The sequence below is a fragment of the Priestia endophytica DSM 13796 genome, from assembly GCF_900115845.1.
Taxonomy (GTDB): domain Bacteria; phylum Bacillota; class Bacilli; order Bacillales; family Bacillaceae_H; genus Bacillus_I; species Bacillus_I endophytica.
In genome coordinates this window covers 787,608-800,480 of sequence record NZ_FOXX01000001.1, presented here as the reverse complement: position 1 = coordinate 800,480, position 12,873 = coordinate 787,608, and the positions used below count along the sequence as shown (strand labels likewise).

Annotated in this window: 13 protein-coding genes; 12 read left to right on the top strand and 1 reads right to left on the bottom strand. The window is 37.3% G+C overall.

Features of this window, described 5'->3' with window-relative positions; all coding sequences use genetic code 11:
- Positions 1-25 precede the first annotated feature (25 nt).
- The 6 genes from BM012_RS04060 (at position 26) to murC (ending at position 7,286) form a co-directional block, all read left to right on the top strand.
- A complete protein-coding gene (locus BM012_RS04060) occupies positions 26-532 on the top strand; it encodes a DUF84 family protein (protein ID WP_061802248.1) in 507 nt (168 codons plus the stop codon).
- A 95-nt stretch (positions 533-627) separates the two neighbouring features.
- On the top strand, positions 628-951 hold the full coding sequence (locus BM012_RS04055; protein WP_061802247.1) for a thioredoxin family protein: 324 nt from the start codon (positions 628-630) through the stop codon (positions 949-951).
- A gap of 19 nt (positions 952-970) precedes the next feature.
- Positions 971-1,780 carry a DUF1444 domain-containing protein gene (locus BM012_RS04050; RefSeq protein ID WP_061802338.1) on the top strand — a complete coding sequence of 270 codons (810 nt, stop codon included), beginning with the start codon at positions 971-973 and terminating at the stop codon, positions 1,778-1,780.
- On the top strand, positions 1,777-2,382 hold the full coding sequence (ytpR, locus tag BM012_RS04045; RefSeq protein WP_061802246.1) for a YtpR family tRNA-binding protein: 606 nt from the start codon (positions 1,777-1,779) through the stop codon (positions 2,380-2,382). Before BM012_RS04050 ends, ytpR begins: the two co-directional genes overlap by 4 nt.
- 270 nt (positions 2,383-2,652) lie before the next feature.
- The gene (locus BM012_RS04040; protein WP_061802245.1) at positions 2,653-5,457 is read left to right on the top strand and encodes a DNA translocase FtsK; all 2,805 of its coding nucleotides are present in this window, start codon (positions 2,653-2,655) and stop codon (positions 5,455-5,457) included.
- Between the two features lie 530 nt (positions 5,458-5,987).
- Positions 5,988-7,286, top strand: a complete 1,299-nt coding sequence (gene murC, locus BM012_RS04035; protein WP_061802244.1) for a UDP-N-acetylmuramate--L-alanine ligase — start codon at positions 5,988-5,990, stop codon at positions 7,284-7,286.
- A 26-nt stretch (positions 7,287-7,312) separates the two neighbouring features.
- Here the strand turns inward: murC and BM012_RS04030 are convergent, their stop codons facing one another.
- Positions 7,313-8,428, bottom strand: coding sequence for an aminopeptidase (locus BM012_RS04030; protein WP_061802243.1), 1,116 nt, complete (start codon positions 8,426-8,428; stop codon positions 7,313-7,315).
- Between the two features lie 250 nt (positions 8,429-8,678).
- Here BM012_RS04030 and BM012_RS04025 point away from each other — a divergent pair, with 250 nt between their 5' ends.
- The 6 genes from BM012_RS04025 to BM012_RS04000 all read left to right on the top strand — a co-directional run bounded on the left by BM012_RS04025 (position 8,679) and on the right by BM012_RS04000 (position 12,847).
- On the top strand, positions 8,679-9,158 hold the full coding sequence (locus tag BM012_RS04025; RefSeq protein ID WP_061802242.1) for a DUF948 domain-containing protein: 480 nt from the start codon (positions 8,679-8,681) through the stop codon (positions 9,156-9,158).
- A gap of 23 nt (positions 9,159-9,181) precedes the next feature.
- Positions 9,182-9,598 carry a YtxH domain-containing protein gene (locus tag BM012_RS04020; RefSeq protein WP_061802241.1) on the top strand — a complete coding sequence of 139 codons (417 nt, stop codon included), beginning with the start codon at positions 9,182-9,184 and terminating at the stop codon, positions 9,596-9,598.
- 60 nt (positions 9,599-9,658) lie between these two features.
- Positions 9,659-9,985 (top strand): bacillithiol system redox-active protein YtxJ, encoded by a 327-nt coding sequence (gene ytxJ, locus BM012_RS04015; RefSeq protein ID WP_061802240.1) that lies wholly within the window; start codon positions 9,659-9,661, stop codon positions 9,983-9,985.
- Positions 9,986-10,222: 237 nt separating this feature from the next.
- Positions 10,223-11,221, top strand: coding sequence for a catabolite control protein A (gene ccpA / locus BM012_RS04010; RefSeq protein ID WP_061802239.1), 999 nt, complete (start codon positions 10,223-10,225; stop codon positions 11,219-11,221).
- A gap of 107 nt (positions 11,222-11,328) precedes the next feature.
- Positions 11,329-12,156, top strand: coding sequence for a MotA/TolQ/ExbB proton channel family protein (locus tag BM012_RS04005; RefSeq protein WP_061802238.1), 828 nt, complete (start codon positions 11,329-11,331; stop codon positions 12,154-12,156).
- The gene (locus tag BM012_RS04000) at positions 12,146-12,847 is read left to right on the top strand and encodes an OmpA family protein (protein WP_061802237.1); all 702 of its coding nucleotides are present in this window, start codon (positions 12,146-12,148) and stop codon (positions 12,845-12,847) included. The genes BM012_RS04005 and BM012_RS04000 overlap by 11 nt, the downstream gene beginning before the upstream one ends.
- The last annotated feature ends 26 nt before the right edge of the window (positions 12,848-12,873 follow it).

Here is a 12,873-nt window from a genome sequence, read left to right as displayed (position 1 = left end):
CCTTTTTATGAAAGGAGAAGAGAATATGATTGCGCTCGGTACGACAAATCCTGCAAAAGTAAGAGCTGTACAAGCTGTCTTTACGACAACAGAAATTAAAGCTTTATCGGTATCAAGCGAAGTCTCTGCTCAGCCTTTTTCAGATGAGGAAACTGTTGAAGGGGCTATTAACAGAGCTCGAAACGCAAAGGTTGAAGCAAACGTCGCAATCGGAATTGGGTTAGAAGGGGGCGTTGTTGAGACTGATAGGGGGTTGCTTTTATGCAACTGGGGAGCACTTCTTGCTTCAGACTGTGAGCCTGTTATAGCAGGAGGATTGCGTATCCCACTTCCAGAGGAATTTGTTACCCCTTTAAAAAGTGGTCGAGAGCTTGGGGAAATCATTGATGAATATGCCAAAAAAGAGAATGTTAGACAAAATGAAGGAGCTATTGGCATTTTAACAGGAGGATATATTTCAAGAGAGCAAGTTTTTACAGATATTGTAAAAGCTCTTGTTGGGCAGTATAAGCAATTAAAAAGTTGCCGATAAATGTTGTTAGTATACTTTCATTGCGGTGAATCTCTTCATTTGTTAACATCAAAAAGATATTATATTTTACCTATATAATCTAGGAGGAAAAGAGAATGGAAAAATTATCAACAATTGAACAATATAGAGAATTAGCTGGGAACGAAGCTGTCATTTTCATGTTTTCAGCAGACTGGTGTCCGGACTGTCGTGTAATTGAGCCCATTTTACCAGAAGTTATGGAGAAATATAATCAATATAAATTCTTCTATGTAGATCGTGATGACTTTATTGAGTTATGCCAAGAACTTAATATCTTTGGTATTCCAAGTTTTATTGCATTTAGCAATGGGGAAGAGATTGGTCGATTTGTAAGCAAAGATAGAAAAACACAGGAAGAAATTGAGCAGTTTATCGAAGGACTACCCTCTAATTCTTAAGGAGTGAGAGCAGTTGAAAATGACAAGCTTGAAGATGCGTGATCTTTTAAAAGAACGATTGAAAAATGATCATTGGACATTTTCTTTTGATCGTGAAAAAGACACGTTGCGCATTGAAGATAAAGAGACAAAAAAGGGAACAACAGTTTCTTTACCAGGCCTTATTGCAAAATGGGAAGTAAGGAAAGAAAAAGCCATTGATGAGATGGTTTACTATATAGAAGAAGCATTGAAAGTAATGTCCGAGGAACAAGAATTAACAGGCAAAGAACGGAATGTTTATCCTGTTATTCGCTCAACCTCTTTTCCAACAGAAGCGAACGATGGTACAAAGCTTTTATATGATGACCATACGGCAGAGACACGTATTTACTATGCCCTTGACCTTGGGACGACGTATCGTCTTATTGATGAACGCCTTTTGAAAAAAGAAGGATGGGATTTACTGAAAGTTCGTGAGATGGCTCGTTTCAACCTTCGTTCGTTGCCACTTTCATATCGAGAAGATACTGTAGCAGGAAATACATTCTACTTTGTTAACAACAAAGACGGTTATGATGCTAGTCGCATTTTAAACGAGTCAATTTTAAAGAAATTCTCAGCCGAAATTCATGGTACAATGGCAGTGGCTGTTCCACATCAAGACGTTTTAATTATTGCTGATATTAAAAACGATACAGGTTATGACGTGCTTGCACAGATTACAATGAGCTTTTTTGCTGATGGTCATGTGCCCATTACAGCACTCTCTTTCCTTTATGAGAACGGTGGATTAGAGCCAATTTTCATTTTAGCTAAAAATAGAAAAAAGGACGGTAAAAAATCATGAACGCATTTTACAATCGAGAAGGAATCGGTGATACACTCATCGTAAAAATAAATGAACTTGAGCTTCAAGACCGAGCTGTTGAGCGCAATGGTGATGTAGCACGCGTATATCACAATAAAACAAACGAAACAGCAGGATACAATATTTTTAATGCTTCTACATATTTTACAGTGTCAGCAAACGGCTTAGTTGATCTAACAGAAGAGTTAGCAGAGAAAATCAATGAAACAATTGAAAAAAGAGGTTTTGAAAAAGTAGATGTTGATTTATCACCGAAGTTTGTTGTTGGATATGTAGAATCAAAAGAAAAGCACCCAGATGCAGATAAATTAAATGTATGTCAAGTAAACGTAGGAAGTGAAACACTTCAAATTGTGTGTGGAGCACCGAACGTTGATCAAGGTCAAAAGGTTGTTGTGGCCAAGGTTGGAGCTGTTATGCCAAGCGGAATAGAAATTAAAGATGCAGAGCTTCGAGGCATTGCTTCTTCTGGAATGATCTGTTCAGCAAAAGAATTAGCACTTCCGGATGCACCGAAGGAAAAAGGTATTCTTGTTTTAGAAGATAATGCAGAAGTTGGAAAACCTTTTTTTGACAAATAAATAACAAATAGAAGAGAGTCTAGAGACAAATACTACATTTTTCTTTCAGACATTACAAATGTTTAAAAATCGTTGAAAGCTCTTTTTTATATTTGATAAAATTACAGACCACTAGTGTATACACTAGTGGTCTTTATTTGTAAAAATATGAAGAAGAGGATAGAAAATCTTAAAAACGTGGTAAAATGTATGTGAAAATGAAAAGAATTCCTTTGTGAAAAATTTAAGCCGAAATTTGAATAGATAAAGTAAAACGTTGGAGTGATGAAAATGGGTTTTATCCGAAAATTTGTGGATTACTTGTTAGGATATGAAGTGAAGGAGATTATTGTAGAAGAGCCTGCTCAAGAAGAGAAAAAGAAACAGCAGCAAAGTCCTAAAAAGCAACCAAAACATCCAATCGTAAAACCGAGTGGGCCAAACGGAGTGAAAACACCGCAGTCTGATTTGGAAACGAGAGTCGCTTATCAATATCCAAAAGGAAAATTTCGTTTCCCTCTTATTGATGATAATGCAGACGTTAGACAGCCTCGACAAGAGAGAGAAGAAGAGCGTGAAGTGCGTCCGTCAGCGCGTTGGAAAGAAGAAGAAAACGCAGCTCATCGTTACAGAGAAGAAGAACAACCAAAACGTCCGTCTAGTAGACCATCTAATAGGAGAAGAAATCACGAGGTCCGCCCATCAGCGCGATGGAAGGAAGAATATGAAGAACAGCCTGTTTCTAATGGAGAAAGCTCTATCCCGTCCAAAGAGAGAAGAAGAACGCCAAAACAATGGAGAGAGCAGCAAGAAAGTAGTGAAAGAACGTCTTCTGATCACCTAAAACCAAAGGTAGAAGAAGAAAAGTTAAGAACAAGACCGTTTCGCCCAACTGAAATACCTTCTCCTATTTATGGATTTAATCAGCGTCCAGATAAAAAGGAGGAACCCGAGGAAGTTTATGACGACGACATTATTGAATTTGAGCTTCCTTCATCTTCGCCAATTAGAGAACGACGTGAAATAGAGAAGAAAGATGAATCAGCTTATCGTGCATTCCCTACTTTTGAAGAGCATTTACCACCGACACAAGAAGAAGAGATTTATATGATGAATGAAAGTGAGCCACTTCAAAAGGAGAAGATTGTTTCTTACGAAGAGACGGAGCAGCTTGAAGAAGTACCTTCTATGTATACACATGAAGCAAAAGAAGAAGTGTCAGCTACAGAAGAGCCTTCTTTATACGAAGAAGAGGAAGCTCCTGCTCCCTCTTTTAAGAACGAAATCGAAGATGAACAAGCAACACAGAATTCTGTCTCTTTGTCTCCTATTCAAGAGATAGAAGAAGAGAGAAAAGAAGAGGAGACAAGCTCAGCTTCAGTAGAAGATGAAAGAATGAAAGAATACGAGATAAAAGAACCCGGGCCTACTGAAGAGAAGCAGACTGAAGCTCCTGTTGAGGAAGCTCATGAGCAAAGAAAAATGTCATCTGACGACAGGGAAGAGAAACGAAAACGGCATGTGCCTTTCAATGTTATGATGCTTAAAAAAGATCGACAGGAATTAAAAAAAAAAGTAGAAAAAGAGACGATTCTTCCAACTAACGAAGAGATGAATGAACGTGATAGTAGCAGTGATAGAGAATTAGAAGAAGAGGTTAATAGAGAATATTATCAGTTTCCTGAGCTAGCTCTTTTGACAGATCCCCCAAGAACGGAAGGGGATGATGAAGAGTGGATGCAAAGTCAAAGCGAGCTCTTGAACACAACTCTTTTTAACTTTAATGTTCGAGCAAGCGTTGTAAATGTTACGCAAGGACCAACAGTAACTCGCTTTGAGGTACAGCCAGAACCAGGTGTAAAAGTAAGCAAAGTAACAAACTTAACTGATGACATTAAGTTAAGTATGGCGGCTCAAGATATTCGAATGGAAGCCCCTATTCCAGGCAAGAATGCAATTGGTATTGAGCTTCCAAACCGAAATAGCAAACCTGTTCTTTTAAAAGAAATTCTAGAAAGTAATGAATTTCAACAAAGCGCGTCACCGCTTTCTGTTGCTTTAGGGCTAGATATTTCAGGTGAGCCTATTGTAATGGACTTAAACAAAATGCCGCATGGTCTTATTGCAGGAGCAACGGGTTCAGGGAAAAGTGTTTGTATTAATACAATTATTGTAAGTCTTCTTTATAAAGCAGCGCCACATGAAGTGAAATTGATGCTTATTGATCCCAAAATGGTAGAACTTGCGCCATATAACCATATTCCTCATCTCGTAAGCCCAGTTATTACAGATGCAAAAGCTGCTACTTCTGCTTTGAAGTGGGCTGTGGAGGAAATGGAAAGAAGATACGAACTCTTTGCTCATACAGGAGTACGTGATATTAAAAAGTATAATGAGCTTGTTGAGAAAAAAGGAGAGAAAGGGCAGGAGCTTCCTTACCTTGTTATTATTATTGATGAGCTTGCTGATCTTATGATGGTATCTCCAGGGGAAGTTGAAGAGGCAATCTGTCGAATTGCACAAAAAGCCCGGGCATGTGGTATTCATCTGCTTCTTGCTACACAACGTCCATCCGTAGACGTGATTACAGGCCTGATCAAAGCAAACGTTCCGACACGTATTGCCTTTTCTGTATCTTCACAAGTAGATTCAAGAACAATTATTGATACAGCGGGAGCAGAGAAGCTACTCGGAAAAGGAGATATGCTTCTGCTTGCAAATGGTTCGTCAAAATCAGTACGGATTCAAGGGAACTTTGTGTCAGATGAGGAAATTGATGAAGTTGTTCAGCATGTAAGAGACCAAATGAAGCCGAACTATTTATTTAATCAAGAGCAGCTTCTTCAAAAGAATGATAGCTTTGCGAGCGATGAAGACGAGCTTTTTTATGAGGCTTGTGAGTTTGTAATCAATCAAGGCGGTGCTTCAACATCAAGCGTTCAGCGTCGCTTTCGAGTAGGGTATAACCGTGCAGCACGTCTCATTGATATGATGGAGGAACAAGGCGTTATTTCAGGATCAAGAGGCAGTAAGCCTCGTGATGTGTTAATGAGTGAGGATGAGCTTATGGAGCTTCAAGGAACAAGTACATTTTAATAAAAGAACGGCATATATGTGAAGAATAAAACTTAACGTTGTCGAGAGACAAAAAATGTTTTACTATATGAAAAGACACCATTGTTTTATAGCTAAAAAGCACATTTTGTTCTAAAAAGTGCTCTGACTTCACGCCAAATAGTATGTCAAAAATGAAGAAGTACAGAAATTGAAAGAAAAAAGCTATTTTTATGAATGAGAGAAGTAGAAAAAAGGGAAAGCTAAATATGGAAAAAAAGGAAAAACATACAGAAACTTATCCTCAAACTTAATGGTTTATTATCTAAAGAAATGGTATAATGATGAACTGTTACAGTGAAAAGCTGTACATAAAGTAGGTTCTTTATTCTTTTTTAAGCTCGTTAGCACCCTGAGGCAAGGCCTCTTTCTACTGTCAAAAGCTCAAGATTTATGATTGAAAATTTAATTTTATGCAAGCAATAAGAGTAAGATTACAAGTATTTATAACCAAATTAAGCTAAACGTCATATACTGTCTTACAGATAGACGTATTTTGGAGGTTCTTTTCTATGACTGTTTACCATTTTGTTGGAATTAAAGGAACTGGCATGAGTGCACTAGCGCAGATTTTACATGATATGGACTTTCAAGTACAAGGCTCTGATATTGAGAAAAAGATTTTTACTCAAAAAGCGTTAGAAGATCGGAACATACCAATTCATCCATTTTCCAAAGATAATATCCACGAAGGATTAACGATTATTGCGGGCAACGCATTTCCAGATACGCATGAAGAAATTGAAGCAGCGAAAGAGCAAGGTTTAGAAGTCATTCGCTACCACCGTTTTTTAGGAGACTTTATGAAACAGTATACAAGCGTTGCTGTTACAGGAGCGCATGGGAAAACGTCCACAACAGGCATGCTTTCTCATGTTATTCAAGGTGCGCGTCCTACGTCATATTTAATTGGTGACGGAACAGGAAAGGGAACGGCAGATAGCCAATACTTTGCATTTGAAGCATGTGAATATCGTCGTCATTTCCTTTCTTACCATCCTGATTATGCGATTATGACAAACATTGACTTTGATCACCCTGACTATTTTGCTAACGTAGATGATGTATTCAGTGCGTTTCAGGAGATGGCTCTTCAAGTGCAAAAAGGAATTATCGCTTGCGGAGATGATGAACATCTGCAAAAAATTCAAGCTAAAGTACCTGTTCTCTACTACGGGTTCCGAGAAGGAAACGACTTTCAAGCTCGCAACGTAGAGAAAACAACAGAAGGAACAACATTTGATGTGTTCGTACGCAATACATTTTATGCAACATTCTATATTCCAGGTTATGGAGACCATAACATTTTGAATGCTCTTTCTGTTATTGCTCTTTGTCACTATGAGCAAATTGATTCCGAAATCATTCAAGAGCGTTTTAAATCCTATGAAGGAGTAAAGCGTCGCTTCAGTGAGAAAGTGTTAGGTTCTCAAGTAATTATTGATGATTATGCACATCATCCAACTGAAATTCAAGCAACAATTAGTGCAGCTCGTCAAAAATACCCTGATCGTGAAATTATTGCTGTATTCCAGCCACATACGTTTACACGTACGCAAACGTTTTTAGGGGAGTTCGCGGAATCTCTTCAAAGTGCTGACAAAGTTTATCTTTGCGATATTTTTGGATCTGCTCGTGAAAAACAAGGAAACTTATCAATTGAGGATTTACGTTCTAAAATTGAAGGTGCAGAGCTTATTAGCGAAGAAAGCATTGAAAAGCTTAGCAAACATGAAAAAGGTGTCTTAATTTTCATGGGAGCAGGAGACATTCAAAAGTTTGAAGAATTATACCAAAAAACGCTCGTATAAAAAAGGTTCCCTAATGGGAACCTTTTTTATTTTAGGTTTTCTGGATTTAAAGCTTCTAATTCTTTAATAGCGAAGCGACCATCTTTACGGATCAGGACATCGTCAAAGTAAATTTCTCCTCCACCATATTCAGGGCGTTGGATCATTACCATATCCCAATGAATGTTAGAATGGTTGCCGTTATAGGCTTCTTCATAACATTCTCCAGGAGTAAAGTGGAAGCTACCGTCAATTTTTTCATCAAACAAGATGTCTTGCATTGGATGTTGAATGTATGGGTTTACCCCAATTGCAAACTCCCCAACAAAGCGAGCTCCTTCATCAGTATCAAAAATATGATTGATACGTTCAGTATCGTTTGCTGTTGCATCAATAATTTTTCCATTTTCAAACGTTAATTTTACATTTTCAAATGTGAATCCTTGGTATGGAGATGGTGTATTGTAAGTGATAACCCCGTTCACAGAATCCCGAACAGGAGCTGTAAAAACCTCTCCATCAGGAATGTTCATTTCACCTGCACATTTCACAGCAGGGATGTCTTTAATAGAGAATGTTAAGTTTGTATCTTTTCCAATAAGCTGAACTTTATCTGTTTTATTCATAAGTTCTACAAGAGCATCCATTGCTTTATTCATTTTGCCATAGTCAAGATTACAAACATTGAAATAGAAATCCTCAAAAGCTTCCTTACTCATTTTTGAAAGCTGAGCCATTGATTCTGTAGGATAGCGTAAAACAACCCATTTTGTTTTTGGTACACGAATTTCACGGTGAACTTTCTTGCCTACTGTATCGCCTTGGATTTTCATTTTTTCAGCAGGCACATCTGATTGCTCAAAAATATTGTCCCCTGCGCGAAGACCAATATAAGCGTCCATCTCTTTCATAACATTCGCTTCAAATTGAGCGATAAGCTCGTACTGTTCTGCAGAAGCCCCCATTAAGAGACTTCTATCTACTGTATGGTCTTTTAAGCTTACAAATGGAAGTCCACCAGCTTCATAAGCTTCCTTTACAAGTGCTGTAACAAGTTCTTTTTGTAAACCGAAGTTTTCGATGAGAATTTTTTCACCTTTTTGTAGCTTTACAGAATATTGAATAAGGTTTTTCGCTAATTGTTGGATTCTTGGATCTTTCATGAGGAACCTCCTTGGAAATAAATATCTGTCCTTATTGTACCCTAGAAGAGGAAAATTTCATAAAAATATGAATAAAAGGGAATAAAAAAAACAGAGGAGTTTGTTTTCTTTCTGTCGAATGATAAAATAGTATAAGTACATAAAGAGACCTGCTTCCTTTTTCCGAGATTCCTGTCCACAGTGAATAATATGTTTGTTTCTAGGTGAAAAAGGGTAGTGAATCGTATCAAAGAGTAGGAGGTTACTGTTCATGATTATCATCTTGTACTTAAGCGTTGCAGTTATTGCTGTTGCATTTCTTTTCCTCGTTATTTCACTTTCCAAAACTTTGCGATCTGTTCAAACTACGTTAGACTCTGTGTCTACAACGTTAACAGGTGTGGAAACGCAAATGAAGGGTATTACCGTTGAAACAACAGAGCTGCTTCATAAAACAAATGCACTAGCAGTTGACATTCAAAAAAAATCAGAGTCACTAAACAGTGTAGTAGACTCTGTTAGACAAGTAGGAAACTCTATTCAAGGATTAAACACATCTATTTCGCGAGTGTCTACAACGGTCACAGAACAAACTGAAGCTAATAAAGATAAAATTGCTCAAGTTGTTCAATGGAGTAACGTCGCAATGGATATTTGGAACAAAGTAAAAGGAAAACGAAATCAACAACAAAATCAATCACCACAAATTGAAGAAGAGAACGTTCCGAAACGTTCACGTATGTATATGTAGGATTCAAAGGAGGAGATTCAATTATGGGCGATCGAAACGGGAAAGAATTTATCGTTGGAACTGTTATTGGCGGAGTGATTGGTGCAGCTACAGCACTTCTATTAGCACCGAAATCTGGTAAAGAACTTCGCACAGATTTAAACGAACAAGCTGCATATGTTCGCCTTAAAACAGAGGAATTTAAAAACGTTGCTGTGGAAAAAGGTCAAGGATTTGCTGAGTCAGCAAAAGGAAAAACAGCAGACTTTTCTCAAAATTTCTCAAAGCAATCATCTAATGTGATGGATAAAGTGAAAAACTTCCGTAACAAAGAAGATGATGAAATCTCAAATGCAAGTCTTCAAGTTCTTGAAAGTGAAGTAGAAGATCGATTAGAAAAGCTAGATGAAGAAGTAAAAAGTCCTGAATACAAGGGAGAAACACCTTCAAATCAGCACTAATGAAATGAAGCGTTGCTAATTTTATTAGCAACGTTTTAATTTTTACAAGCTAAAGGAGTTCTGAGCGTGGATAAAATTTTTTCAGAAGAGCAATTAAATCAAGCACTAGAAGCAAATAATACGTTATTTTTATTAAAGCATAGTACGACGTGTCCTATTAGTCAAAATGCTTTTGAACAATATGAGAAGTTTTCTAAAGAAGAAAATGTTCCCTGCTATTATTTATATGTCCAAGAAGCACGCCCTCTTTCAAATTATGTGGCAGAGCAATACAATGTAAAACATGAATCACCTCAAGTTCTTTATTTTAAGCAAGGCAACGTAGAGTGGAATACCTCTCATTTTGACATTACGTACGAGAAACTAAGCGGTTACTTACACGAATAGCATTCTTTTGTAGGAATATGTAAGAGTAATACCAAAGGCTCGGCGTGTTGCCGAGCCTCTTTTATGCGATTTAGTAAACTTTTTGTGAAAAATATACATGAGAGACCAATAAGCATTTGTCATTATGTAAATAGTATCGTATATTATTTACAGACAATGAATCCAAAATTTAATCACTATTATGTGAAAAACATGGATAAGCTAAGCGAAAAGCGTTGATATAAGGAGTGTTAAAACATGAATATTACAATATATGATGTTGCAAGAGAAGCGAATGTTTCAATGGCAACCGTATCACGTGTAGTAAATGGAAACCCGAATGTTAAACCATCAACAAGAAAGAAAGTATTAGAAACAATTGAAAGACTTGGGTATCGCCCAAATGCTGTAGCAAGAGGCCTTGCTAGTAAGAAAACAACGACAGTAGGGGTTATTATCCCTGATATCTCAAGCATTTTCCACGCAGAGCTTGCACGTGGTATTGAAGATATTGCAACAATGTATAAATATAATATTATTTTGAGCAACTCAGATCAAAACAAAGATAAAGAGCTCCATCTCTTAAATACAATGCTTGGCAAACAAGTGGACGGCATTATTTTTATGAGTGGAAATGTACAGGAAGAGCATGTTGAAGAACTGAAAAAATCTCCAGTTCCAGTTGTGCTTGCTGCATCTGTTGAACAATCAGAAGAAATTCCATCTGTAAATATTGAGTATGAACAAGCTGCTTATGATGCAGTAAACGCTTTAATCGAGAAGGGTCATCAAAAGATTGGCTATGTTTCAGGCCCTGAGGAAGAACCAATCAATAGTTTAAAGAAAAATGAAGGTTATAAGAGAGCTTTAAAAGAAGCAAATATTTCTTATAATGAAGATTATGTTGCTGAAGGAGACTACACATACGATTCAGGAATTGAAGCTGTTCAGCAACTTTTGAAATTAGAAGATCGTCCAACAGCTATCTTTGTTGCAACAGATGAAATGGCTCTTGGAGTTATTCACGGAGCGCAAGATGAAGGCGTTTCAATTCCAGAAGATATTGAAGTGCTTGGATTTGATAATACAAGATTAGCGACAATGGTGCGCCCGCAGCTATCAACTGTTGTACAACCAATGTATGATATTGGAGCTGTTGCAATGCGACTATTAACAAAATTAATGAACAAAGAGCAAGTTGACAGCAACATTGTTCAACTTCCACATCGAATTGAATATCGCAATTCTACAAAATGATTAAAAGCTCATCAGCAGCAGACTTCTAAGTTTGCTGCTGATGAGCTTTCATGAGTGAGAAACTAACTTTCTAAAAAGCTCGGGGTAAAAGAAAATGGAGAAACGTAATGAAGAAATATGATATTCTTACACCGCTAGGATTAGTTGTTGGTTGTGCCATTATTATTTTTGGAGTTATTACAAGTGGAGGGATTGAGAACTTCTTTTCCCTTTTAAATATCCCTTCCTTCTTTATTGTGTTAGGAGGAGTTTTAGCAGGACTTTTTGTTAGTTTTCGTATAAACGAGCTTAAAAAAGTAGGAACCATTGCTAAGCAGGCATTTCGTACTCAAAATTTTGAGCCTGAACCATATGTGGATCTTTTTGTTGCTTTTGCTAATAAAGCAAGAAAAGAAGGGCTTTTATCTCTTGAAGCAGAGATGGGAGATGTAGAAGATCGCTTTCTGAAGAAAGGGATTCTTTTAGCTGTTGATGGAGTAGAGACAGATACTATTGAGGAAATATTAAATCTAGAAGTTGATGCACTAGAAGAACGTCATCGTAAAGGACGAAGTATTTTTGAGAAAGCTGCTGAATATGCACCAGCGTGGGGAATGATCGGTACTCTTATTGGCCTTGTATTAATGCTGAAAAATATGGATGATCCTTCTTTACTTGGGCCAAATATGGCAGTAGCTCTTTTAACAACACTATATGGTTCACTGCTTGCTAATTTAGTGTTTCAGCCCCTTGCAGCAAAACTTTCGTTACAAACAGAACAAGAAATCTTTCTAAGACAGTGTGTAATTGAAGGCGTTATTGGAGTTCAAACAGGTCAAAATCCAGGTATGGTAGAAGAGCGGCTAGCTGCTTTTTTATCGACAGAAGAACGTTTAAAACGTAAGAAGAACAAGTTGGAAAAAGGTGTACAAGGAGTTAAAGAAATTGAAATCTAGAAAACGTCGTCTTCGTCGCCCAAAGCGTGGTGAAGATGGAGGAAATGTAAAATGGCTTGTCACATTCGCAGACTTGATTACGCTTATTCTCGTTTTTTTTGTTCTTTTATTCTCCATGTCTCATATTAATAGCGGCAAGTTTCAGAAGCTTGTTGGCTCAATGGATAAGACCTTAGCTAGTGAGAAAACGAAAGATGTACATAGTAAAGAAAGTCAAGGAGAAGCACAGTCAAAGATGAACTCTGATGATCTTTTGGCTTATATTAAAGGGAAGTTGAAGAAAAACAACTTAGATGATAAAATCGCCGCTAATAAAGATTCACGAGGAGTTGTCCTTGTTTTACAAGAACAGATCCTTTTCCCAACAGGGGAAGCAAGTCTCGTTCCTGAATCTCGACCGTTTTTAAATAAGATAGGTGAAATTATTAAAGAACTACCAAATGTTATTCGTGTTGAAGGTCATACAGATAAGAGGCCTATTCGAAACAGTTATTATCCTTCAAATTGGGAGCTTTCTACTGCCCGAGCAAGCAGTGTTATTCAATACTTGTCAGAAACCTATAACATTAACTCAAGTAGGTTTGTGGCAATTGGGTATGGGGATACAAAGCCACTTAAGATAAGTAACCAAGAAGAAGAGATGAAGAAGAATCGCCGTGTGGAAATTGTAATCTCAGACCTTAACGATTAATACAGTAAAAAAATCCGCTTTTTTGA